The organism is Mycolicibacterium houstonense (genome assembly GCF_900078665.2).
GTDB classification, from domain to species: Bacteria; Actinomycetota; Actinomycetes; order Mycobacteriales; family Mycobacteriaceae; genus Mycobacterium; species Mycobacterium houstonense.
The window spans coordinates 2,268,680-2,291,747 of sequence record NZ_LT546207.1 but is presented as its reverse complement, the minus strand read 5'-3'; the positions used below and the strand labels follow the sequence as shown (position 1 = coordinate 2,291,747).

21 protein-coding genes are annotated in these 23,068 nt (G+C 65.5%); 12 read left to right on the top strand and 9 right to left on the bottom strand.

What is annotated here, in order from left to right; all coding sequences use genetic code 11:
• Positions 1-6 precede the first annotated feature (6 nt).
• The 7 genes from BN4332_RS11420 to BN4332_RS11390 are packed head-to-tail and all read left to right on the top strand — an operon-like array spanning position 7 to position 9,056.
• Positions 7-1,236 (top strand): cytochrome P450, encoded by a 1,230-nt coding sequence (locus BN4332_RS11420; protein WP_066898544.1) that lies wholly within the window; start codon positions 7-9, stop codon positions 1,234-1,236.
• A gap of 49 nt (positions 1,237-1,285) precedes the next feature.
• On the top strand, positions 1,286-2,449 hold the full coding sequence (locus tag BN4332_RS11415) for an amidohydrolase family protein (RefSeq protein ID WP_066898543.1): 1,164 nt from the start codon (positions 1,286-1,288) through the stop codon (positions 2,447-2,449).
• On the top strand, positions 2,446-3,714 hold the full coding sequence (locus BN4332_RS11410) for a M24 family metallopeptidase (RefSeq protein ID WP_066898542.1): 1,269 nt from the start codon (positions 2,446-2,448) through the stop codon (positions 3,712-3,714). Before BN4332_RS11415 ends, BN4332_RS11410 begins: the two co-directional genes overlap by 4 nt.
• Positions 3,704-4,837 carry a M24 family metallopeptidase gene (locus tag BN4332_RS11405; protein ID WP_066898541.1) on the top strand — a complete coding sequence of 378 codons (1,134 nt, stop codon included), beginning with the start codon at positions 3,704-3,706 and terminating at the stop codon, positions 4,835-4,837. Before BN4332_RS11410 ends, BN4332_RS11405 begins: the two co-directional genes overlap by 11 nt.
• Entirely contained in the window at positions 4,830-5,798 is a 969-nt protein-coding gene (locus tag BN4332_RS11400) for an enoyl-CoA hydratase/isomerase family protein (protein ID WP_066898540.1), read from the top strand. The genes BN4332_RS11405 and BN4332_RS11400 overlap by 8 nt, the downstream gene beginning before the upstream one ends.
• Before the next feature lie 4 nt (positions 5,799-5,802).
• Positions 5,803-8,220 (top strand): CaiB/BaiF CoA transferase family protein, encoded by a 2,418-nt coding sequence (locus BN4332_RS11395; RefSeq protein WP_066898539.1) that lies wholly within the window; start codon positions 5,803-5,805, stop codon positions 8,218-8,220.
• Positions 8,221-8,249: 29 nt separating this feature from the next.
• Positions 8,250-9,056 carry an SDR family NAD(P)-dependent oxidoreductase gene (locus BN4332_RS11390; protein WP_066898538.1) on the top strand — a complete coding sequence of 269 codons (807 nt, stop codon included), beginning with the start codon at positions 8,250-8,252 and terminating at the stop codon, positions 9,054-9,056.
• 9 nt (positions 9,057-9,065) lie between these two features.
• On the opposite strand, the gene BN4332_RS11385 is transcribed toward BN4332_RS11390, so the two are convergent.
• Together BN4332_RS11385 and BN4332_RS11380 are read right to left on the bottom strand one after the other, a co-directional pair.
• Complete coding sequence (locus BN4332_RS11385) at positions 9,066-9,911, bottom strand: mycofactocin-coupled SDR family oxidoreductase (protein WP_066898537.1); 846 nt, start codon at positions 9,909-9,911, stop codon at positions 9,066-9,068.
• A gap of 508 nt (positions 9,912-10,419) precedes the next feature.
• Complete coding sequence (locus BN4332_RS11380) at positions 10,420-11,139, bottom strand: TetR/AcrR family transcriptional regulator (RefSeq protein ID WP_074133041.1); 720 nt, start codon at positions 11,137-11,139, stop codon at positions 10,420-10,422.
• Between the two features lie 202 nt (positions 11,140-11,341).
• On the opposite strand from BN4332_RS11380, the gene BN4332_RS11375 reads away from it, so the two are divergent.
• Both BN4332_RS11375 and BN4332_RS11370 read left to right on the top strand, forming a co-directional pair.
• Positions 11,342-12,124, top strand: coding sequence for an enoyl-CoA hydratase (locus tag BN4332_RS11375; RefSeq protein ID WP_066898535.1), 783 nt, complete (start codon positions 11,342-11,344; stop codon positions 12,122-12,124).
• Between the two features lie 15 nt (positions 12,125-12,139).
• The gene (locus BN4332_RS11370; protein ID WP_066898534.1) at positions 12,140-13,621 is read left to right on the top strand and encodes an adenylate/guanylate cyclase domain-containing protein; all 1,482 of its coding nucleotides are present in this window, start codon (positions 12,140-12,142) and stop codon (positions 13,619-13,621) included.
• Positions 13,622-13,627: 6 nt separating this feature from the next.
• Here the strand turns inward: BN4332_RS11370 and BN4332_RS11365 are convergent, their stop codons facing one another.
• The 7 genes from BN4332_RS11365 to BN4332_RS11335 all read right to left on the bottom strand — a co-directional run bounded on the left by BN4332_RS11365 (position 13,628) and on the right by BN4332_RS11335 (position 19,529).
• Positions 13,628-14,419, bottom strand: coding sequence for an acyl-CoA dehydrogenase family protein (locus BN4332_RS11365; RefSeq protein ID WP_066898533.1), 792 nt, complete (start codon positions 14,417-14,419; stop codon positions 13,628-13,630).
• A 27-nt stretch (positions 14,420-14,446) separates the two neighbouring features.
• Positions 14,447-15,571, bottom strand: coding sequence for an acyl-CoA dehydrogenase family protein (locus tag BN4332_RS11360; protein ID WP_066898532.1), 1,125 nt, complete (start codon positions 15,569-15,571; stop codon positions 14,447-14,449).
• A 61-nt stretch (positions 15,572-15,632) separates the two neighbouring features.
• Complete coding sequence (locus BN4332_RS11355) at positions 15,633-16,082, bottom strand: nuclear transport factor 2 family protein (protein ID WP_066898531.1); 450 nt, start codon at positions 16,080-16,082, stop codon at positions 15,633-15,635.
• Entirely contained in the window at positions 16,066-17,301 is a 1,236-nt protein-coding gene (locus tag BN4332_RS11350) for a metal-dependent hydrolase family protein (protein ID WP_066898530.1), read from the bottom strand. The genes BN4332_RS11355 and BN4332_RS11350 overlap by 17 nt, the downstream gene beginning before the upstream one ends.
• 3 nt (positions 17,302-17,304) lie before the next feature.
• Positions 17,305-17,634: a hypothetical protein gene (locus tag BN4332_RS11345; RefSeq protein WP_066898529.1), complete on the bottom strand. Its 330-nt coding sequence runs from the start codon at positions 17,632-17,634 to the stop codon at positions 17,305-17,307.
• The gene (locus tag BN4332_RS11340) at positions 17,627-18,973 is read right to left on the bottom strand and encodes an aromatic ring-hydroxylating oxygenase subunit alpha (protein ID WP_066898590.1); all 1,347 of its coding nucleotides are present in this window, start codon (positions 18,971-18,973) and stop codon (positions 17,627-17,629) included. Before BN4332_RS11340 ends, BN4332_RS11345 begins: the two co-directional genes overlap by 8 nt.
• Positions 18,974-18,998: 25 nt before the next feature.
• Positions 18,999-19,529 carry a carboxymuconolactone decarboxylase family protein gene (locus BN4332_RS11335; RefSeq protein WP_066898528.1) on the bottom strand — a complete coding sequence of 177 codons (531 nt, stop codon included), beginning with the start codon at positions 19,527-19,529 and terminating at the stop codon, positions 18,999-19,001.
• A 235-nt stretch (positions 19,530-19,764) separates the two neighbouring features.
• On the opposite strand from BN4332_RS11335, the gene BN4332_RS11330 reads away from it, so the two are divergent.
• The 3 genes from BN4332_RS11330 to BN4332_RS11320 are packed head-to-tail and all read left to right on the top strand — an operon-like array spanning position 19,765 to position 23,064.
• Positions 19,765-21,060, top strand: coding sequence for an amidohydrolase family protein (locus tag BN4332_RS11330; protein WP_066898527.1), 1,296 nt, complete (start codon positions 19,765-19,767; stop codon positions 21,058-21,060).
• Between the two features lie 51 nt (positions 21,061-21,111).
• The gene (locus tag BN4332_RS11325) at positions 21,112-22,290 is read left to right on the top strand and encodes an acyl-CoA dehydrogenase family protein (RefSeq protein WP_066898526.1); all 1,179 of its coding nucleotides are present in this window, start codon (positions 21,112-21,114) and stop codon (positions 22,288-22,290) included.
• 15 nt (positions 22,291-22,305) lie between these two features.
• A complete protein-coding gene (locus BN4332_RS11320) occupies positions 22,306-23,064 on the top strand; it encodes an SDR family NAD(P)-dependent oxidoreductase (protein WP_066898525.1) in 759 nt (252 codons plus the stop codon).
• Positions 23,065-23,068: the final 4 nt, after the last annotated feature.

Below are 23,068 nucleotides of genomic sequence, written 5' to 3'. Positions count from 1 at the left end.
CGACTCATGTCTGAAACGCTCACCGACTCCCCGGCCGCCACCGACATTCCCGAATACCCGATGGAGCGCGACGCGGCGTGCCCGTTCGCGCCGCCGCCGCCGATGCTGGGCCACCCCAAAGGCCTGTTCCGCGTGAAGATCTGGAACGGCAGCACCCCGTGGCTGATCACCGGCCACGAAGAGGCCCGGACCCTGTTCGCAGACTCCCGGATCAGTGTGGACGACCGGATCGAGGGCTTTCCGCATTGGAACGAGCACATGCTCTCCACCGTCGACAAGCGGCCGCGCTCGGTGTTCACCTCCGATGCCGAGGAACACACCCGGTTCCGCCGGATGCTGTCCAAGCCCTTCACGTTTCGTCGTGTCGAGGGATTGCGCGCGGCGATCCAGAAGATCACCGATGAGTGCATCGACCAGGTCCTGGCGGGGCCGCAACCCGCCGATCTCGTCGCCAAGCTGGCGTTGCCGGTGCCCACCGTGGTGATCAGCGAGATGCTCGGTGTCCCATACGCGGACCACGAGTTCTTCCAGGAGCACGCCAACGCCGGCCTGGCCCGGTACGCCGCGGCGGATGCCATGCAGAAGGGCGCGATGAGCCTGCACCAGTACCTGATCAATCTGGTCGAGGAGAAGCAGGCCAACCCGGCCGAGGACGCGGTGTCGGACCTGGCCGACCGGGTCACCGCCGGGGAGATCAGCGTCAAAGAGGCCGCGCAGCTGGGCACCGGGTTGTTGATCGCCGGGCACGAGACCACCGCCAACATGATCGGGATCGGCATCCTGGCGCTGCTGGAGAACCCCGAGCAGGCCGATTTCCTGCGAAACGCCGAGGATCCGAAGGTGATCGCCAACGCGGTCGAAGAACTGATGCGCTATCTGTCCATCATCCAGACCGGCCAGCGCCGGGTGGCGCTGGAGGACATCGAGATCAGCGGCGAGACGATCCGCGCCGGTGACGGTGTCATCATCGACCTGTCCCCGGCGAACTGGGACGCGAAGGCCTACCCGGAGCCCGACAAGCTCGACCTCAGCCGCGACGCGAGCCAGCAACTGGGCTTCGGCTACGGCAGGCACCAATGCGTCGGGCAGCAGTTGGCCCGCGCCGAACTGCAGATCGTCTTCCACACCCTGCTGCGCCGGATCCCGACTCTGCGCCTGGCCATTCCGCTCGACGAGGTGCCGTTCAAGCACGACCGCCTCGCCTACGGCGTCTACGAACTCCCCGTCGCCTGGTAGTTGCCGGTAAACCGGCCCTCAGCCCCTACAGCCCGATTGGAGTACCTACATGACTGCTTCGACGACCCTCTATCCACCCGAGGGCTTCGGTGCGCCGAAGCACCGCAAGGGCCATGCCACCGGTGACCTCGGATTGCCGGCGGGCACCGAGATCTTCTCGGCCGACAACCACATTTCGGTGGCCGATGACATCTTCTACGACCGTTTCCCCGAAGAACTCAAAGGTGCCGCGCCGCGCATCTGGTACGAGGACGGCGCCTACATGGTCGGGATGAAGGGCAAAGCCTGGACCGGAGGCGATTTCGGCCGCGTGCTGATGCAGTACGACGACCTGGCCGGTGCCGCGTCGAACAACATCGCCGCCCGCATCCGCGAGCTCAAAGAGGACGGCATCGACAAGGAGCTGGCGTTCCCCAACGCGGTGCTGGCCCTGTTCCACTACCCGGACAAGGCGTTGCGCGAGCGGGTGTTCCGGATCTACAACGAGCACATCGCCGCCCTGCAGGAGCAGTCCGACGGCCACTTCTACGGTGTCGGGCTGATCAACTGGTGGGATCCCAAGGGCACCCGCAGCACCCTTGAGGAACTGAAGTCCCTGGGACTCAAGACATTCCTGCTGCCGCTGAACCCGGGCAAGGACGACGACGGCAACATCTACGACTACGGCAGCACCGCGATGGATGCGGTCTGGGACGAGATCGAGGCGTCCGGTATCCCGGTCAGCCACCACATCGGCGAGACCCCACCGAAGACTCCGTGCGAGAACAACAGCGTCGTGGTCGGCATGATGGTCAACGTCGACTCGTTCCGCGAGCAGTTCGCCAAATACGTCTTCTCGGGCATCCTGGATCGGCATCCGAAGCTCAAGGTCGGTTGGTTCGAGGGCGGCATCGCCTGGGTGCCCACTGCGCTGCAGGATGCCGAGCACATGCTGGCCTCCTACCGGCACATGTTCAACCACGAGTTGCAGCACGATGTCCGGCACTACTGGGACAAGCACATGGCTGCGTCGTTCATGGTGGACCCGTTGGGGCTGCGGCTGATCGACGAGATCGGCGTCGACAACGTGATGTGGTCCAGCGACTATCCACACAACGAGAGCACCTTCGGATACTCGGAGAAGTCACTGGCGACGGTTGTCGAGGCGGTCGGACCCGACAACGCCGTCAAGATCGTCTCCACCAACATCCAGAAGTTCCTGGGGCTCCTATGACGAGCGCGACGCTGTCCGGCGTCACCCAGATCGCCCGGACCGGCTACACCCCGCTCGACATTCCCGACGAACCTGACCTCGCCCGGATGCGGCGAGAGGTCGGCGTGCGGCTGCGCGCCGCGATGGCCGACCAGGGAGTGGACGCGCTGGTGCTGCTCGGCAACGGCAGCGTCATGTATGCCACCGGCATCGCCTGGCCACTGGCCGACGCGGGGCTCTCGCATGTCGAGCGGCCGATCGCGGTCGTGCTGGCGGACGACGAGCACCCGCATCTGTTCCTGCCGTTCCGCGAGGGCGCGTCGATGGAATCGGGCCTGCCCGACGATCACCTGCACGGCCCCGTGTACCTCGAATTCGAAGAGGGGGTAGCGGAATTCGCGAGGACCCTCGCCGGTCTGGTACCGGCCGGTGCGACCATCGCCACCGACGAACTGACGGGGGCGATGCGGCGGGCGGGCAGCACGCTGTTCCCCACCCCGCCGATCGATGCCGCGCCGGTGATCGGCGCGGCGAAGCTGGTCAAGACGATCGACCAGATCGCCTGTGTGCGCCGGGCCTGCCAGATCACCGAGCAGGCCATCGCCGAGATCCACAAGTCGGTGGTGCCCGGGGTGCGGCAGATCGACCTGTCCGCCGAATTCGTGCGGCGGACTTTCGAACTCGGGGCCACTACGAACATGTTCGACTCGATCTGGCAGGCCATGCCGGCATCGCGGGCGGAAGGCACCTGGACCACCACCGGTGATCTCGCGCTTCCCCTGCTCACTACCGAGCGCGAGTTGCAGCAGGGAGATGTGCTGTGGACCGACGTGTCCATCGCCTATCACGGCTACTGCTCCGACCATGGCCGCACCTGGATCGTCGGACAGGACCCGACTGCGGCGCAGCAGGAGCAGTTCGACAAGTGGAGCCGGATCGTCGACGCGGTGCTCTCGGTGACCAAGGCCGGTGCCACCTGCGGCGACCTCGGCCGCGCGGCGACGGCCGCGGCCGGCGACCAGAAGCCGTGGCTGCCGCATTTCTACCTGGGACACGGTATCGGGACGAGCGCGGCCGAAATGCCGATGATCGGAACGGATCTCGGTCAGGAGTGGGACGACAACTTCGTCTTCCCGGATGGCATGTTGCTGGTGTTCGAGCCGGTGGTGTGGGAGGACGGCACCGGCGGCTATCGCGGCGAGGAGATCGTGGTAGTCACCGAGGGCGGCTGGATGCCGCTGACCGCATATCCGTACGACCCGTATGAGGTGTCCAGTGGGAACTGAAATCGAGGCCGACGCACGGGCGTTGCGCGTCAGCCGTCGGGAGCGCGCTCTCGCCCAGATGGAGGCCCACGACCTCGACGTGCTGGTACTGGGCAGGCAGGCCAACGTCCGTTACATCTCCGGCGCTCCGCAGCTGTGGGTGGTGGGTACCCGGCCGTTCGGGCCGATCTGCACCTTCGTCCGGGAGACCGGTGAGATTCATCTGAACAGCACGTGGGACGAGGGCATCCCCGAGGAGATTCCCCACGAGAATCTTTACGGTCTGGCCTGGAACCCGATGACGCTCATTACCGTGCTACAGACTATCAAGGGCGCCGATACGGCACAGCGGGTCGGAACCGACGCCCTGACACCGACGTTCGCCAAGCTGTTGCCGATGGCATTTCCGAACGCCGAGCTGGTCGACGGCGAGCAGGCGATGCGGGCCGCGCGGCGGGTCAAGACGCCCGAGGAGATCTCGGCGCTGCGGCGCGCACTGGTGGTTGCCGAGGCGGGTCTGGCGCGAGGTATCGCGGAACTGGCTCCAGGGACCACCGAGAATCGCCTCGCCGGTGCGGTGTTGGAGGCCGAAGCCGCGGGCGGCGTGAGTACCCCGGCGACGCAGGACGCTGCCTGGGTCACGTCGAAGGACCATCCGTGGCGGCGTGCCGACGGCGACGGCCGGGTGCGCGACGGGGATCTGGTGGCACTGTCGGCCGGTGTGCTCGCCGACGGTTACGTCGCCGAGGTCGCGCGCACGGTGTGCGTCGGCGAAGCGACTGATGCGGCCCGATCGCTGTACCGGCGGCGGGATGATCTGTGGGACCGGCTCGTTGACGCGTGCCGCGCCGGTAAACCGACCAGTGCACTGCTGGATGCGTACCAACAGGCCGGGGAGGCGCTGCCGGCCATGCCGGTGGCGCACGGCCTCGGGCTGGGATTCGACCCGCCCGTCGTGTCCCCGAGCCTGCGGCAGACCGCCGAGACCGATTACCTCGAGGAGGGCATGGTGCTCGCGATCACCGCCTATGTCTGGGAGCCCGGCGTCGGCGCGGTGTTCAGCCGCGATGCCGTCGTCATCGGTTCCAATGGTCCCGAGGTGCTCACCGAGGCCCCGGCAGGCAGCGAGGCGGCACATGTCTGAGCGTCCCACACCCGAGGAGATCATCCTCTACGACAAGGACCCCAAGACCAAGATCGCCACCATCACGTTCAACCGGCCGGAGTTCCTCAACGCGCCGACGTCGATGGCCCGGCTCCGCTACGCCGATGTGCTGCGGGCGGCCAACGCCGACAACGACGTGAAGGTGGTGATCATCCGCGGCGTCGGGGACAACCTGGGCAGCGGTGCGGACCTCCCGGAGTTCATGGAGGGCAACGACAATCCGGCGGTGCGGCTGGCCGAGCTGCGCCTGGAGGACCGAGATGTTTCGGGCGCCGGTCCGGTCACGTACCCGCCCAAGGGCACCTTCCGCAACGGCGCCACGATCAGCGCCTGGTACGCCAACTCCCAGGCCGGTAACCGGGCGCTACAGGACTTCAAGAAGATCAGCATCGTCGAGGCCAAGGGCTACTGCTACGGCTGGCACTTCTACCAGTGTGCGGACGCCGACCTGGTGATCTCCTCGGACGACGCCCTGTTCGGCCATCCGTCATTCCGGTATCACGGCTGGGGGCCACGCATGTGGACCTGGGTCCAGATGATGGGCCTGCGCAAGTTCCAGGAGATGGTGTTCACCGGCAGGCCGTTCACCGCCGCGGAGATGTACGACTGCAACTTTCTCAACAAGGTGGTGCCCCGCGACCAGCTGGAGGACGAAGTGCAGAAGTACGCGTTGGCCTGTACCCGAAACCGGCCGGTGGACACCGTCTTTCAACAGAAGATGTTCTTCGAGATCTTCAAACAGCAGCAGGGTGAGTACATGGGCAGCCTGCTGAGCGCGTTTTTCGAGTCGATGGGCAATGGGGTGGCCAACGACAGCGACGACGACCTCGACATGTTCGAATCGATCGATTCGGGTCTGTCGGCCGCGGTCAACGACAACGACAGCAAGTTCCCGCCCGACTTCCGGCTGTCGAAGAAGAACCGGGCCAAGCCTGAATAGGCGCATGAGTTCACCACTGCACGGCTACACCGTCGTCGACCTGTCCTCAGGGATCGCCGGGTCGTATGCCACGAAGCTCCTCGCCGACGGTGGCGCCGATGTGATCAAGGTCGAAGCCCCCGAGGGTGATCCGCTGCGCCGGTGGTCGGCGTCGGGGGCGCACATCGCAGCCGATGAAGACGGTGCCCTCTTCGCCTTTCTCGCCGGCGGCAAGCGCAGCGTGGTCGTCCACCCCGATGATCCATCCCTGCTGAACCGGCTGGTGGCCGCGGCCGATGCGGTGATGTGGTCACCGGAATCGGCTGTCGCACAATCTGTGACGCCCGAGGAGCTTTTCCGGCGGCACCCCCATCTGATCGTCACCTCGATCACGCCGTTCGGATTGGACGGACCGTGGAGTGACCGTCCCGCCACCGAGTTCACCCTGCAGGCGTGGTCGGGTGGCGCGATCGGCATCGGTCGTGGCGTTCAGGACCGGGCGCCGGTGTCCATCGGGGGACAGGTGGGCGAGTGGCTGGCCGGTGCCTACGCGGCGGCGATGACGTTGGCGTTCCGGGAGCGGGCGCTGCGCGACGGACACGGCGAGTTCGTGGACCTGTCCGCGCTCGAGGCACAGATTCTCGGGCTGACGTATTACCCGGTGACCTACTTCGAAATGCTCGGCAGGCCATGGCGAACCGAACGCCGGCCCACGGTGCCCGGGGTGGCGCAGGCCGCCGACGGCCTGGTGGCGCTCGGATGCGGCACCGCCCAGCAGTGGTGGGACCTGTGCGCGATGTCGGGTCACGACGAGTGGATCGACGAGACCTCAGAGCTGACGATCACCGAGCAGGCCAACCTGCATGCCGAGGCGTTGTACAGCTGGCTGCGCGATCAGAATGTGGACGACGTCCGAGATCTTGCGTCCGCTTTCCGGATCCCCAACTCCCCGGTCGGCAACGGCGAGAACGTCACCGACATGGATCATTTCGTGCAGCGGCAGGCGTTCGTCCGCAATCCGCAGCAGGGGTTCACCCAACCTGCCGTGCCATACCGGCTCTCCGGTACCACCTTGCGCGAGCCGGCGCCGGCTCCCCGGCTCGGCGAGCACACCGAGGAGATCCGGGGCGCGGAGCTGACGCCCCGCGACGCACCCATCGGGAATCCGAGCGGGGACCGGTTGCCGTTCAGCGGACTGCGGGTGCTCGACATGACCACCTTCTGGGCCGGACCGTCCTGCACGCACCCGCTCGGCATGCTCGGCGCCGAGGTGATCCATCTGGAGTCGACTCCTCGCCCGGACGGCACCCGGTTGATCGCCGGCATCCCGGCCGGCGTGGAGCAGTGGTGGGAGCGCTCACCGATCTTCAGCGCGCTCAACACCAACAAGAAGAGCCTGACCCTGGACTTCCAGACCCAGCCGGGCCGCGACCTGCTGCGCCGCCTCATCGCCACCTGTGATGTGGTGGTGGAGAACTTCACACCCAGGGTGATCGAACAGATCGGCCTCGACTTCGACTCATTGCGGGAGCTTCGAGACGACATCATCATGGTCCGGATGCCCGGTTTCGGGCTGGACGGGCCGTGGCGCGACAACCCGGCATTCGCCTACATCATCGAGGATGCGTCCGGGCTGAGCTGGCTCACCGGGTACCCGGATCGCCCCCCGTTCGAACCGTATTCGGTCGGTGACCCCAACGCCGGAGTGCACGCTCTGACGGGATTGCTGCTGGCACTGGAACACCGCCGCCGCACCGGGCAGGGACTGCAGGTGGAGGCCGCCATGGTCGACGCGGCGCTGAACATCGCTGCCGAGCAGATCATCGAATACTCCGCCTACGGCGCCCTGTTGCAGCGCGACGGAAACCGCGGTCCGGCGGCGGCGCCGCAGAACATCTACCAGAGCGCCGAGATCGACGAGTTCGGCCGTGATGACAGCTGGGTGGCGATCGCCGTCGGCACCGACGCCCAATGGGGCGCGCTGCGGTCCGCGATCGGGCAGCCGGATTGGGCGATGGATCCTCGGCTGGACACCGCCGACGGCCGGCGTGCCCACCACGACCTGATCGATACGCGCCTGGCTGCCTGGTGCCGGTCGCGCAGTGGCGACGAGATCGTCGAAATCCTGTGGCCTGCGGGTGTTCCGGTCGCCAAGGTGATGCAGCCGCACCGGCAGCTGGAATTGCCGCAGCTGAGATTCCGTCGGTTTTTCGAGCACGTCGGCCATCCGGTGAACAACGCCGCGCCGCACAGCACATTGCCCGTCTCGCTGGCCAACGGTCCACGGGAACTGCACCGACGGGCGGCGCCGCTGCTGGGCGAACACAATCACGAGTTGCTGACCGAACTGGGGTTGTCCGACGACGAGATCACCGCACTGGCCGAAGATGGCGTGATCGGCACCGAACCCGGGGTAGGTGGTCGGCGCAAGGCGGCCCGCTGACCAGGATCGCCGCGATAGCCTGAATAGCTGTGGCTATCAACCCTTCTGATGTTCTACTCACCGGACAGGTGGCCGTGGTGACCGGCGGCGGCGCCGGCATCGGCAGGGGCATCGCGGCCGGTCTGGCGGCTTTCGGTGCTTCGGTGGCGATCTGGGAGCGCGATGCGGACCGCTGTAGGGAATCCGCCGAAGCCATCGGCGCGTTGGGCATCGTCGCCGATGTGCGCGACGCCGAACAGGTGGATGCCGCGCTTGCGAGGACCGCCGGCGAGCTCGGGCCGGTGCGGATCTTGGTCAACAATGCCGGCGGCGTGTTCTCCTCGCCACTGTTGGAGACGACGGAGAACGGTTGGGACGCGCTGTACAAGAGCAACCTGCGCCACGTGTTGTTGTGCACTCAACGGGTGGCCCGTCGGCTGGTCGCCGATGAATTGCCCGGCAGCATCATCAATCTCACGTCAATCGAGGGTGTGCGCGCCGCCCCCGGCTATGCTGCCTACGCGGCGGCGAAGGCCGGCGTCGTCAACTACACCCAGACCGCATCGTTCGAGCTCGCGCCCCACAACATCAGGGTCAACGCGATCGCGCCAGATCTGACCCTCACCGAGGGTCTGCTGGCTCTGTCGCCGGACGGGCCGCCGCCCGGCATCGCGGACGGCATTCCGCTGGGGCGGGCCGGGCACGTCGACGAAATAGCCGGAACGGCAGTCTTTCTGGCTTCTGACCTGTCCGGCTACATTACCGGCCAGACGATTCATGTCGATGGCGGCACTCGGGCTGCGGGTGGCTGGTACCGCCACCCGCAGACCGGCGCCGCAACACTCGGTCCGGGCTAGGGGACGGACCTACTTGAGGCAGCTTCCCGCGTCGACCGGCAGCGTGACACCGGTGATGTACCTGGCCTCATCGGACGCCAGGAACAGCACGGCGTTGCTGATGTCCACGGCCTCGACCCACGGGATGGGCAGGGTGTGGAACAGCTGGCAGATCGGCGCCATGTCGTCGGGGCCCGGATTCTCCAGATCCGGCCGGAACATCTTGAATGTGCCGTCGTTGTGCAACATCGGCGTGGCGACGTGGGTGGGATGCACGCTGTTGCAGCGGATGTTGTGCTGGCCGAGCTCGACGGCGAAGCCACGCATGAGCCCGACGACCCCGTGTTTGGCGGCCACGTAGTTACCGCAGTGCGGGTAGGCCTTCAGCCCGCCGACGGAGCTGGTCAGGATGATCGAGCCGCCGCGGCCACCTTCGATCAGGTGCGGCACAGCGGCTTTCACCGACTTCCAGACGCCCGACAGGTTGATGTCGATCATCTCGTCCCAGTCCAGCTGGCTGGTCTCGTGCAGCACGTCGCCGCCGTTGCCGATACCGGCGTTGGCCACAATGATGTCGAGCCGTCCGAGCTGCTCGACGCCGCTGTCCACGGCGGCCTTGATCGCATCGGCGTCGCGCACGTCGACCTCGGCGGTGACCACGCGGCGGTTGAGCCCCTTGATGAGGTTCGCGGTTTCAGCCAGGTCGTCGGAGGTGGAGGCCGGGATGGCGGTCTCCACGCCGGGCCGGATCGGTCCGCAGATGTCGATCGCGATGATGTCGGCGCCTTCTTGCGCCAGCCGCACCGCATGGCTCCGTCCCTGGCCACGGGCCGCGCCGGTGACGAACGCGACCTTTCCTTCCACCCGTCCAGTCATTGATTACCCCAGTTCTGTTGAGCTACCTGATCGCGAAATTCTGTGCAGCTGCTCAGCACTCTGTCACCGGGTCGCCTGCCGTGTCAACGGCAGATGCGTTTCTAGCAGTTGTCGCTCTTCCAAAAGAAGAATTTAGTTCTCATGCTGTCGCGTGAACGCACCGTGAGGCCGGTTAGGTGTGGGGTTTCCACTGCTCGGCGCGGTTGGAAGTGTGGCCAGCGGAAATCGCGGCCATTCGCGTCATCCGGAGGCGTCTTGGGATGGTCGATCGCGGCGATACCCGGCAGAATGCCGGCCGCGTTGATCCATCCGCGTCGCCGGCGGTCTGACGCCTGCGAAGACGTGAACAACGGCCGGTCGTGAGTGGGAAAGCGTGCCGACCGACCAACGTGCGAGCACTTTGACCGCGCCGGGCACCGGTTGCCCGCCGCATTCGCGACGAGTCCGGAGATCCGAGGCCCGCCATCGGGCGAGGAGTGTTCTGATCTTCCGAGAAGGAAATTCTCAGCTAGCTGGCGGCGAATCCGTTGGCGCAGAAATCCCAGACCTCGTCGGCTGTGATCGGGTGGACGGATGCCTCATCGGCGCCGCCGCTGGACTGTGCGACGAACATCACCGTCTGCATGGTCATCGCGGCCATGCGCCGGGGGTTGATCCCGGGGCGCAACTGACCTGCCGCCGAGGCTTCCTCCATCAGCTCGGTGAGCAGCGCGAGCAGCGGCGCGTGCGCGACCTTGACCTCCGAGGGGTGCGAGACCAGCAAGCGGGGGGCGAAGTCGGTGAACAGTGGGCGCTTGGCGGCCGGGTCCGGCCGAGATGATTCGAAAAGCAGCTGGATGGCGACCTTGAGTCGCTCGATCGGCTCACCCTGGGTGGAGGTGGCGGCGCGGATCTGGTCGGCAGAGCGGCTCAGCGCATCTTCGAACAGGGCCAGCAGTAGCTCGTGCTTACCGTCGAACTGCAGGTAGAAGCTGCGCAGCGATTGCCGGGAGCGGTCCACGACCTCTTGGACGGTGAAGTCGGTGCTGCCCTTCTCGATGATGATCGCCTGGGCGGCATCCAGGAACCGCTGCACGCGTTGTGCAGCGCGCAACTTGGCTGTTTTGATCGACCGCTCGACAGCTCGTTGCTTCCAGGCCGGTTCTTCGCCAGCGGTAGTCACTGGCTGCTCCGACGCTTGTCGAGTGGGGAGAACATGAACTGACTGTACCGGAGAACGCCTTGCCATTGTGCTGCCAGACCCCCTCGCGGCCAACGTGTCGGAGATTGTAACTTTCGTGGTATGAGAATAGTATTCTCATGTCGGGAATTATAGAAGTCCTTTCAGAAGAAGGGTTTCGCACCAAATGCGCCGCAGCGGCGGCACTTCATCGATAGTGGCCGCGTCGCGACGGCGGTTGCCGATAGTCAGCTGTGAGCAAAGGAAACCCGTGTACATCGACTACGACGCCACTGATTCGATCGCCACGATCACGCTGAACCGGCCCGAGGCCGCCAACGCACAGAACCCGGAACTGCTCGACGAGCTCGACGCGGCATGGACCAGGGCGGCCGACGACCGGGACGTCAAGGTGATCGTGTTGCGGGCCAACGGCAAGCACTTTTCCGCCGGCCATGACCTGCGCGGTGGCGGGCCCGTACCCGACAAGCTCACCCTGGAGTTCCTGATCGAGCATGAGTCGCGGCGCTATCTGGAGTACACGCTGCGCTGGCGCAATGTGCCCAAGCCGTCGATCGCGGCGGTCCAGGGCCGCTGTATCTCCGGCGGTCTCCTGCTCTGCTGGCCGTGCGACCTGATCCTGGCCGCTGACGACGCGCTGTTCTCCGATCCGGTGGCGCTGATGGGCATCGGTGGTGTCGAGTACCACGGCCACACCTGGGAACTCGGTGCCCGTAAGGCCAAAGAAATCCTGTTCACCGGCCGGGCGCTGACCGCGGAGGAGGCCGAGCACACGGGCATGGTCAATCGGGTGGTGCCGCGTGACGAGCTCGACGCCCAGACCGCGGAGCTGGCGGCGCAGATCGCGCAGATGCCGGCATTCGCGTTGCGCCAGGCCAAGCGCGCGGTCAATCAGACCCTCGACGTACAGGGTTTCTACGCCGCGATCCAATCGGTGTTCGATATTCACCAGACCGGGCACGGCAATGCGCTTAGCGTCAGCGGATGGCCGGTGCTGATGGATATCGACGGGATGAAGCAGAACATCAAGTAGATCCGGGCCTCTGAAATGGGGGCGATTCGGCTCAGCGTGAGCTACGCGGCGAGGCAGATCTACGCGCAGACCACTGCGGCCGCCGCGGTGACCCTTGTAGTGCTGGCGCTCAGCCGCAACACCGTCGGTGACGCCCGCGAGCTGCTGACCCAGGCGAATCTCGTCGCACTGATCGCATTGATGGTCGCGGCGGCGATCGTCGATACCGTCGTCGGCTGGGTCAACGTGCATCCGACATTCAAATGGTTTGCCGCGGGTGAGAATCCGACCCCACAACAGCAGCGCGCCGCCATGCGTATCGCACCCCGACAGACCATCATCCAGTTCACCACCTGGGCCGTGAGCGCGCTCGTGTACACGGTGCTGAACCTCGGCGCCGGGGGAGGCGTCGCCTATGTGATGGGCGGTGCGATCCTGTTCGGCGGCGTGGCGGCCGCGTGCATGGGATTCCTGGTCACTCAACGGATGTTGCGGCCCATCGTCGCCGCGTCGCTGACTGCCTCTTCGGCGGCGATCGTCCGGATGCCCGGCGTCCTGGCTCGGCTTGTCACCATCTGGACCCTGTTCAGCGGACTGCCTCTGGCGGGAATCGCGTTGATCGTGCTGGCACGCTCCAACGGCTGGTTCGTGCAGAAGACCGCGCCGGTCGAAGCCGCGGTGCTCGTGCTCGCGATCGTGTCCCTGGTCTTCGGCCTTCGGTCGATGTTTCTGGTGGCACGGTCGGTATCGGACCCGATCGGCGAGGTCGTGCTCGCCATGAAAGCGGTCGAACGAGGCTGGTCCGGTGTCTCGGTCAAGGTGTACGAGTCATCCGAGATCGGCCGCCTGCAATCCGGATTCAACCGGATGCTGGCCGGCTTGGCCGAGCGGAACCGGTTGCGCGACTTGTTCGGCCGCTACGTCGGGGTCGACGTGGCCCGCCACGCGCTACAGCAGGGAAGTGCGGTCACCGGGGATGTCCGCGAGGCCGCCGTGCTCTACGTCGACCTGGTCGGCTCGACCGTGCTCGGCGCTTCGCGGCCGCCCCAGGAGGTCGCGCAGCTGCTCAACGGGTTCTTCAAGATCGTGGTGGAAACCGTCGAGCGGAATCACGGCCTGATCAACAAGTTCGAGGGTGATGCAGTGCTGGCCGTGTTCGGCGCACCGCTGCGGCTGGATAATCCGGCCTCCTCGGCGTTGGCCACCGCGCGGGCACTGGTGCCGCGATTGCACCAACTACCGGACGTCGAGTTCGGCGTGGGCATCTCATGCGGATCGGTATTCGCGGGCAACATCGGTGCCGAGAACCGCTACGAATACACCGTGATCGGTGATGCCGTCAACGAAGCCGCCCGGCTGGCCGACCACGCCAAGGACCGCGAATCGACCGTGCTGTGTTCGGGCAGCGCGCTGGCCCATGCCGACGCCGACGAGGGGCAGCACTGGGCTGTACGCGGCTCGACCGTCCTGCGGGGCCGCTCGACCGTCACAGTCTTCGCCGAGCCTGTCACCCCCTAGCGCGTGCTACAGCTGCGCCAGGCGTGGCACGGTCCCGCGGGCGCGTAACCCGGCGCCGGCCTTGCGGGTGAGTTCCCGTGAGCTGCCGAGCAATCCGTCGAGTACCAAGGCGCGTTTCACATGTATGTGCAGCTCGTGTTCGGCGGTGAACCCGATGCCGCCGAGGACCTGTTGGCAATGCTTGGCGGCGGTCAGGGCCGCCTTGCCCGCGGCCGCCTTGGCCAGCAACGAGTTCAGGTCGACGTTGTCGGCACCGGGCAGGCTGAGCGTCGCCTCGGCGCCTTCGATGGCCACCAGCGTCTCGGCCAGCCGGTGTCGCACGGCCTGGAACGACGAGATCGGTTTACCGAACTGGACCCGGTCCAGCGCATGCTGCCGAGCCAGGGCCAGCATCGCCCGGGCCGAACCGACCAGCCACCAGCCCAGGGCGCGGCGCGCCTCGGACACCCGCAGCAGCTGGCCGTCGGGCACCTGACGTAGCGGCAGCCCACCCAGCGTGGCGTTCTCGGCGCTGCTCGCGCGTTCCCAGACCACCCAGCCGCCGCCGGCATAGGGCATCGGCGGGGGGCCGCCGGGCAGGCCGCCGATGGTCTCCAACAGCACGTCGTTGAGAACCGAGGCGTGCGAGCCGGTTTCGCCGAGCAGCCGGAACACCAGAGGCATGGCGACCTCTGGCATGTCCGACAGCATCTCAGCCCAGCCGAGGTCGGCCAGGGCGGTGTCCAGTTCGGGGCCCGAGGCCGACAGCATGGTCTTTCTGAGGGTGTCTTCGAGCAGGCCGAGCGACTCGACGTCCATTTCCGAATCAGTTGCGGAACCCACGCCTCACTCCTTCCCGAGGTCCAGTAGGCGTCGCGCGATGATGTTGCGCTGCACTTCTGCGGTGCCGCCGTAGATGGTGGCGGCCCGCGAATACAGGTACTCGGTACGCCATTCGGAATCTTCGAGTTCGATCACGCCGGGCAGCAGGTTGCGTGCGGTGTCGTACAGCAACTGCTCGGCATTGGCCAGCAGCACCTTGTCGATCGAGGTGTCCGGGCCCAGCTTGTGGCCATCGGCCAGGCGGTGCTGGGTGGCCGCCGACCGGCAGCGCAGCGTGTGCAGGGCCAGATAGACCTCGCCGAGGTCCGAATCGACCACCTGCCCTTGCCGTTTCACCGCCTCGACCAGGGCATCGAGGCGTGAGTAGAGATACGCGATGCGCTGCCAGAAACAGGTCGAGCGTTCGTAGGGCAGCAGATCCATCGCCAACTGCCAGCCATCGCCGGGCTTGCCCAGCATGCGGCCGGCGTCCACTTCGACATCGTCGAGGTACACCTCGCAGAACTCGTCGACGCCATGCATGGTGCGCAATGGGCGCACCGAGATGCCCGGGGAGTCCGTGTCGACGAAGAACGCGGTGATCGCCTGGTGGTTGGGCGTATCTGCGTCGCCGGTGCGGGTGAGAAGGATGCAGCGGTGCGAATACTGGGCGAAGCTGGTCCAGACCTTCTGGCCGTTGACGACCCACTTGCCGTCCTCGCGCTGCACCGCGCGAGTGGTGAGCGAGGCCAGATCACTACCCGAGCCCGGCTCGGAGAACCCTTGGCACCATTGCTCTTCGCCGGAGAGCAGTTTCGGCACCATCTCAGCGGCGAGTTCCTTGGGCGCATAGTCGATCATCGTCGGCGCCAGCACTTCGAGCATCGAATAGGGGCCGGGCTCGGCCAGCCTGCGGCCCACGATCTCCTCACCGACGATGGCGCGCAACATCTCCGGACCACCCAGCCCGCCGGCATGTTCGGGCCAGCCGTAGCGGCTCCAACCACCGTCGTACAGCGCCTTCTGGACGCGGGCGAACTGGCGCATGTGACCTGAAAGCGTTTGGTCATCTGGCGGCGTCAGGTCGTTCTCGGCGAGCCAATCCCGCAGCGCCGTGCGGAAAGCGGAGGGTTCGAAAAGCTCGCTCATGCGGTTGCCTCGCATGCTCGGCTCCCGCATTCCAGATCTGTCATTCGCTCGCTAAGCTCGCTCATCCGGCTTCCGGCCTGCCGATCGCGTGCGGCCGGCCGTGGTCGTGGTCGCCACTGCGCCGGATGAAGGTCATCGCGCGGGTCTTGAGCCGCCAGCCGTCGGCGGTCCGCTCGTACGTGTCGCGGTAGTAGCCGATGCGCATGTCGTGCTTGGAGTGCTCGATGAAGCACAGCGGCTGGGTGCCTTTTGCGGTATTGCGTGTGTCGTCGTCGAATTCGATCAGCGCCGTGCCGGTCATGAACAGGCCCTTGGGTGCGGCATCCACGAGCACGGGGAAGCGATTGAGTGTGTACGTCTCGCCGAATGCGCTGTACGTACCGTCGGGGGTGAAAACACTGATCAGACCGTCGATGTCGCCCTGGGTGATGGTCACCGCGTATTTGGCCAGCACCTGCTGGATCTCGATGAGATCCTCGGTCCGCGTCGGGGAATCAGTTGATGTGCTCATTGCGGAAAACCTTACCGCCTTTCATTACAAAATCTACATGCTGTGTAACGCTGATGTCCTCGAGTGGGTTGCCGGGCACCGCGATGATGTCCGCCAGCAGGCCTTCGGCCAGTCGGCCCCGGTCGGTGACGTTGATCAGGTCGGCGGCGATGGTGGTGGCCGAGCGCAGCACCGCGGCCGGGGGCATGCCCCACTCCACCAGGGTGACGAGTTCGTCGGCGTTGCGGCCATGCGGGATGGCGGGTGCATCGGTGCCGACGGCGATCTTCACCCCGGCCTCATAGGCGGCCTTGATCGAGGTCTCGGCTTTCGGGAACATCTCGGCGGCCTTGTCCTGCAGCACCTTCGGCGCCTTCGACACGTCCATGGCCTGGGCCAGACGGCGGGTGGTGACCAGGAACCGGTCGTTGTCGACGAGCATCTGGATGGCTTCGTCGTCCATCAGGAAGCCGTGTTCGATGCAGTCGATACCGCAGTCGACGGCGTGTTTCACAGCCTCGGCGCCGTGGGTGTGGGCGGCGACGCGCAGTCCGCGGCGGTGCGCCTCGTCGACGATGACGCGCAGTTCCTCGTCCGAATAGTGTTGGGCGCCTGCCTCTCCGGTGAGCGACATGACGCCGCCCGAGCAGCACACCTTGATCAGCTGGGCGCCGTGTTTGATCTGGTAGCGCACGGCCTTGCGGATCTCGTCGACCCCGTTGGCGATGCCTTCCTCGATGGTCAGCTCCAGCACGCCGGGCATGAATGCGGCGAACATCGTCGGGTCGAGGTGGCCGCCGGTGGGGGTGATGGCGTGTCCGGCCGGGATGATGCGGGGGCCGTCGATCCAGCCGGCGTCGATGGCTTTGCCCAGGGCGACGTCGAGCAGGTATCCGCCGGTCTTGACGAACAATCCGAGGTTGCGCACGGTGGTGAACCCGGCGCGCAGGGTACGGCGGGCGTTGCCCACCGCGCGCAGCACGCGGGTCGGGGGATCGTCCTGCACCTGGGACAGGCCCGGGTTCTCGCCCCGGCCGCCCATGAGCAGGTTGACCTCCATATCCATCAGGCCCGGCAGCAGGATCGAGTCACCGAGATCGATCACTTCGCCTTCGTCGGCAGAGCCGACAGCGGTTTCTCCGACTGAAACGATGCGGTCCCCGTCGACACGGACAATGCCGGGACGAATGATCGTCCCGGCATCGACGTCGACCAGACCCGCGGCTTTGAGGGTCAGCATCGGTTAGACCACCGGCTCCTTGATGAGGTTGATGTACGCCGCGCCGCTGTCCAACACCCGCGGCTGCTTCCATACCTCGACCGGGAAGCTCACCATCACGATGGACTGACCGAGATGCACCAACGCCTTGGCGTCATCGGGCATGCTCGCCAGCGGGAAGCGGGCATCGACATAGACCATGATGTCCTCGAGTCGTTCCATGCCTGCGTCGTAGAGTTCCTGCATCTCGTCCATGGTCGAGTTGAGACGCTTCTGATAGCGCTCCTCTTCGGTGGGCAGGCACCAGTCGCTGAATCGCTCCAAGTCGGCGAATTCCTCTGGCAGCTTAGACATTTGCGGGATCCTTCTGTGAAGCCGCATCGCTGGCGGCGGCGTGCTTGCCGTTGGTCGCACCGTTGTTGGCCAGCGACTCCTTGTACCGGTCGACGTACTTGTGCGCGGTGTGGTGCAGGTGCCGCAGCAGAATCTCTTGGTCGCACAGGGGGAAATCGAGGACCGCCCGGGTGCCGATCTGGGTCTGGGTGGCTTCCAGCGTGTTGGCGTCCTGGAATGCATACTCCTTGAACGTCACCGCGGCCAGCTCCTGGGATAGCCGCTCGCGCAGATTCTTCGGCGGCACGAAGTACAGGTCGGCCTCGAAGATATGGCTGTCCACACCGGTGGGCCAGTAGTTGTAGGTCAGATACCAGCCCGGCACCCAGAAGAGCAGGGTGAAGTTCGGGAAGAACTCGAACGAGTCCTGACCCCAGGTCTTGTGCCGGCCGGGGTTGATTGCCGGCGGCAACTCATCGGGCAGGATGCCCTTGATATCGGGGCGATCCCACGGCCCGAACAGGCCACTGTGCAGGATGCGCTCGATGGGCTTGACCATCTTCAGGTCCTTCGGCGGGCTCATGCCGCCCCAGGACGAGATCATCGAGTGATCGCCCTTGATGTCGTAGTGCAGTGCCTCGAAGCCGAACTTCGCCAGCTTCTCGGCTTCCTCCTTCTCCGCCTGCTTCATGTGCAGGATCGGGGCGTGGTAGAACTCGACGAACGCGTCGATGAACAGCTTCCAGTTGGACTTGATCTCGGCGCGGTAGCTGTAGTGCTCGGTCATCTCGTGGAACGGATAGCCCTTGAGGCCCTGTCCGAACTCGCCGAGATACTCCTCCAGCGAAACCGCATCGTCGTCGAAGTTGACGAAGATGAAGCCCTCCCACACCTCGCAGCGCACCGGCTTGAGCGGGTAGTCGGCCTTGTCGACGTCGAAGAACTCCTGCTCCTGCTGGATGAACGTGAGGTCGCCCTTGAGGTTGTAACGCCAGGCGTGGTACTTGCAGACGAATTGGCGGCAGCTACCCGAGACCTCCTCGCCCGGGTAGTCGTTCCACACCAACTTGTTTCCGCGATGGCGGCACAGGTTGTAGAACGCGCGGATCTGTTCGCCGTCGTTGACGATGATGATCGAGGTGCCTGGACCGACCGACGGCAGCTCCCGGGTGATGTAGCTGCCCTTCTTGGGGATCAGCTCGACGCGACCCATCTGCAGCCAGGTCTTGCGGAAGATGGCCTGCTGCTCCAGCTTCCAGTGCTCGGGGTCGATCGAGTCCTCGTAGTTGACCGGCGCGGTGCCGAGTTCGGGCCAGTTCTCGGTCCAGCTGCCGACGTCCGGCTTCGGGAAAAACGCCATCATCTACCTCTACTTTCTTCTTGAGTCAGTGGCCGGATTCCGGCGCGATTCCAAAGGTGTTGTAAGCCATGGCCATCAGGCCGTAGCCGCCGATCGTGAAGACCAGGTCCATGCGCTGGCGCTCATCGAGGTGGTCGCTCAGTGCGGTCCAGGTGGCGTCGGAGATCTGGGCCTGCCCGTCGAGTTCGTCGACGGAGTTCAGCACCAGCTGGTCGAGGGGAGTGCAGCCTTCTCCGGTGGTACTGCTCGCGATCTGCTCGTCGGTCAGGCCCTCGGCCTTGCCGATGAAAGCGTGGTGCGTCCACTCGTATTCGCACCTCTTGCGGTGCGCGATCCGCAGGATGGCGAGTTCGCGCATCTGCGCATCCAGCGTCGAACGGAACAGCAGATGGTTACTGAACCGCAGGAAGGCCTTGGTCAGCGCGGGGTGTCGGGCCAGCGTCGACAGCGCGGTGCCCGCTCCCTCGGGATTGAGCCGCTCCTCGGGAAGCATGACCGACAGTGCTCGACGCACGTCGTCGTCCCACTCCTCGGCGGGCAGGGGGGCCAAGCGCACGGGGCGGTTCTCCTCTCGATGACCGGGCCGGGACTCTCGGTTGCGAGAATCAGGTTCTCATTTCCGACTAAGAGGTTTCCATCTTTTGCGCCGATGGTCAACAACAACGCCCGAGATGACGTGGTGACCAGGCCAAATCTGCTCGTCAGCGGTGTCAGACATTGATTCTCTCCAAACGAGAAGCTAGTTTTCTCGTATAGAGAATCAATGTGACGGCCGACGAACGGAGCGAGGCATGAACAAAGACGACATGATCTTGATCAGCGTCGACGACCACATCATCGAGCCGCCGGACATGTTCCGGAATCATCTGCCTGCCAAATACCGCGATGAGGCGCCGCGGCTGGTACACAACCCCGACGGCAGCGACACCTGGCAGTTCCGCGACACGGTGATCCCGAACGTGGCGCTCAATGCGGTGGCCGGACGTCCGAAGGAGGAGTACGGGCTGGAGCCCCAGGGGCTCGATGAGATCCGCAAGGGCTGCTACGACCCGAATGAGCGCGTCAAGGACATGAACGCCGGCGGCGTGCTGGCGACGATGAACTTCCCGTCCTTCCCCGGATTCGCCGCGCGACTGTTCGCCACGGACGACGACGAGTTCTCGTTGGCGCTCGTGCAGGCCTACAACGACTGGCACATCGACGAATGGTGCGGATCGAACCCGGGTCGGTTCATCCCGATGGCCATCCCGGCGATCTGGAACCCGCAACTGTGTGCCCAGGAAGTCCGGCGGGTATCGGAGAAGGGTGTGCACTCGCTGACCTTCACCGAGAACCCGTCGACGTTGGGTTACCCGTCCTTTCACGACCTGGAGTACTGGAAGCCGTTGTGGGAAGCCCTGGTTGACACCGACACGGTGATGAACGTGCACATCGGTTCATCGGGCAAGTTGGCGATCACCGCCCCGGACGCACCGATGGACGTGATGATCACGCTGCAGCCGATGAATATCGTCCAGGCCGCGGCCGACCTGTTGTGGTCGGCCCCGATCAAGGCTTACCCGGGACTCAAGATCGCCTTGTCCGAGGGCGGCACCGGGTGGATTCCGTACTTCCTCGACCGGGTCGACCGCACCTACGACATGCACTCGACGTGGACGCATCAGGACTTCGGCGGCAAGCTGCCCAGTGAGGTGTTCCGTGAGCACTTCATGACCTGCTTCATCTCCGACCCGGTCGGGGTGAAGAACCGCCACGAGATCGGCGTGGACAACATCTGCTGGGAGATGGACTACCCGCACAGCGACTCGATGTGGCCCGGGGCCCCGGAGGAACTGAGCGCGGTGTTCGACACCTACGAGGTGCCCGACGACGAGATCAACAAGATCACCCATGAGAACGCGATGCGGCTGTACCACTTCGACCCGTTCGTCCACGTCCCCAAGGACCAGGCGACCGTCGGTGCCCTGCGCAAGCAGGCCGAGGGGCATGACGTGTCGATCCGCGCCCTGAGCCACAAGGAGAAGACGGGCGCCACCTTCGCCGACTTCCAGGCCAACGCCAAAGCCGTTGCCGGCGCGCGAGACTGAACGCCGAGACGAACGGCCGAAGAATATAGGAGAACAACAGTGTCGGGCGGTATGAACTTCGAGCTGACCGAGGACCAGCAGCTGATTCGCAAATCGGTGGCGGAGCTGGCGGGCAAGTTCGACGATCACTATTGGATGACCAAGGACCAGGCCCACGAGTTCCCGCAGGAGTTCTACGACGCCATCGCCGGCGGGGGCTGGCTGGGGATGACCATCCCCGAGGAGTACGGCGGCCACGGACTGGGCATCACAGAGGCCACGATCCTGGCCGAGGAAGTCGCCCGCTCCGGCGGAGCGATGAACGCCGCCAGCGCGATCCACATGTCGATCTTCGGGATGCAGCCCGTGGTGGTGTTCGGCTCCGAGGAGATGAAGAAGGAGACCCTGCCAAGGATCGTCAACGGCGATCTGCACGTCTGCTTCGGCGTCACCGAACCCGGTGCCGGGCTGGACACCTCGCGTATCACCACCTTCGCCAGGAAGGACGGCGACAGTTATGTGGTGAACGGCCGCAAGGTGTGGATCTCGAAAGCCCTTGAGTCCGAGAAGATCCTGCTGCTGACCCGGACCGAGACCCGCGAGGACGTGGAGCGGCGCGGCGGGAAGCCGACCGAGGGGCTCACACTGTTCCTGACCGACCTGGACCGCGACCACGTCGAGATCCGGCCCATCAACAAGATGGGCCGAAACGCGGTGAGCTCCAACGAGTTGTTCATCGACGATCTGCGCATCCCGGCCGAACACCGCATCGGCGAGGAGGGCAAGGGGTTCTCCTACATCCTGCACGGGCTCAACCCGGAACGGATGTTGATCGCCGCCGAGGCCCTCGGCATCGGCCGGGTGTCGCTGGACCGAGCGGTCAAGTACGCGAACGAACGAGTGGTGTTCGACCGGCCGATCGGCATGAACCAGGGCATCCAGTTCCCGCTGGCCGACTCGCTGGCCCGCCTGGACGCCGCCGAGCTGATCCTGCGCAAGGCCACCTGGCTCTACGACAACGGCAAGCCGTGCGGTCGGGAGGCCAACATGGCCAAATATCTCTGTGCCGATGCAGGATTCGGCGCGGCCGACCGCGCGCTGCAGACCCACGGCGGCATGGGCTACTCGGAGGAATACAACATCTCCCGGTTCTTCCGGGAATCCCGACTGATGAAGATCGCGCCGGTGAGCCAGGAGATGATCCTGAACTTCCTCAGCGCCAACGTTCTCGGACTGCCCAAGAGCTACTAGGAGACATTCAGATCCATGAGGACCTATTTCGACCTGGCCGGACGTTCGGCCCTGGTGACCGGGGCGGGTGCCGGGATCGGCGCCGCGGTGTCCGAGGCGTTGGCCGCTGCGGGTGCATCGGTGCTGGTGACCGATATCAGCGGTGATGCCGCGGCCGCGGTGGCCGAGCGGATCAATACGGCGGGCGGTAAGGCCGACAGTGCCGCGTTGGATGTCAGCGACCGTGAGGCCGCGGAAGCCGCCGCGGCGCAGGCCGCCGCATTGACAGAGGGCAACCTGCACATCGTCGTCAACAACGCGGGCGTCACCTCGCCGGCGATGTTTCCCAAGCTGACCGACGAGACGTTCCGGGTCACCTTCGACATCCACGTGATGGGCACCTTCCACGTCACCCAGGCCGCGCTGCCACACATCCCCACCGACGGCACCGGCCGCGTCATCAATGTCACGTCGTCGGCCGGGATCACCGGCACACTGGGCCAGGTGAACTACTCGGCGGCCAAGGCCGGCCTGATCGGGTTCACCAAATCACTGGCCCGTGAGCTGGCGCCGAAGAACATCATGGTGAACGCCTTGGCGCCGCTGGCCGCCACCCCGATGACCGAAACCATCCGCACCAACGAGAAATTCGCTGCCAACATGATGAACCGCATCCCGCTGAAGCGGTGGGCCGAGGCCGACGAGGTCGCGGGTGCCTTCGTGTTCTTGGCCTCCGATGCCGCGTCGTACATCACCGGGCAGGTGCTGCCGGTCGATGGCGGCATGGTTATGTGAGTTC

Coding starts and splice junctions, on each gene's coding strand:
- BN4332_RS11420 (WP_066898544.1), top strand. CDS start 7: ATGTCTGAAACGCTCACCGACTCCCCGGCCGCCACCGACATTCCCGAA.
- BN4332_RS11415 (WP_066898543.1), top strand. CDS start 1,286: ATGACTGCTTCGACGACCCTCTATCCACCCGAGGGCTTCGGTGCGCCG.
- BN4332_RS11410 (WP_066898542.1), top strand. CDS start 2,446: ATGACGAGCGCGACGCTGTCCGGCGTCACCCAGATCGCCCGGACCGGC.
- BN4332_RS11400 (WP_066898540.1), top strand. CDS start 4,830: ATGTCTGAGCGTCCCACACCCGAGGAGATCATCCTCTACGACAAGGAC.
- BN4332_RS11395 (WP_066898539.1), top strand. CDS start 5,803: ATGAGTTCACCACTGCACGGCTACACCGTCGTCGACCTGTCCTCAGGG.
- BN4332_RS11385 (WP_066898537.1), bottom strand. CDS start 9,911: ATGACTGGACGGGTGGAAGGAAAGGTCGCGTTCGTCACCGGCGCGGCC.
- BN4332_RS11380 (WP_074133041.1), bottom strand. CDS start 11,139: ATGGCAAGGCGTTCTCCGGTACAGTCAGTTCATGTTCTCCCCACTCGA.
- BN4332_RS11370 (WP_066898534.1), top strand. CDS start 12,140: ATGGGGGCGATTCGGCTCAGCGTGAGCTACGCGGCGAGGCAGATCTAC.
- BN4332_RS11365 (WP_066898533.1), bottom strand. CDS start 14,419: ATGGACGTCGAGTCGCTCGGCCTGCTCGAAGACACCCTCAGAAAGACC.
- BN4332_RS11360 (WP_066898532.1), bottom strand. CDS start 15,571: ATGAGCGAGCTTTTCGAACCCTCCGCTTTCCGCACGGCGCTGCGGGAT.
- BN4332_RS11355 (WP_066898531.1), bottom strand. CDS start 16,082: ATGAGCACATCAACTGATTCCCCGACGCGGACCGAGGATCTCATCGAG.
- BN4332_RS11350 (WP_066898530.1), bottom strand. CDS start 17,301: ATGCTGACCCTCAAAGCCGCGGGTCTGGTCGACGTCGATGCCGGGACG.
- BN4332_RS11345 (WP_066898529.1), bottom strand. CDS start 17,634: ATGTCTAAGCTGCCAGAGGAATTCGCCGACTTGGAGCGATTCAGCGAC.
- BN4332_RS11340 (WP_066898590.1), bottom strand. CDS start 18,973: ATGGCGTTTTTCCCGAAGCCGGACGTCGGCAGCTGGACCGAGAACTGG.
- BN4332_RS11330 (WP_066898527.1), top strand. CDS start 19,765: ATGAACAAAGACGACATGATCTTGATCAGCGTCGACGACCACATCATC.
- BN4332_RS11325 (WP_066898526.1), top strand. CDS start 21,112: ATGAACTTCGAGCTGACCGAGGACCAGCAGCTGATTCGCAAATCGGTG.
- BN4332_RS11320 (WP_066898525.1), top strand. CDS start 22,306: ATGAGGACCTATTTCGACCTGGCCGGACGTTCGGCCCTGGTGACCGGG.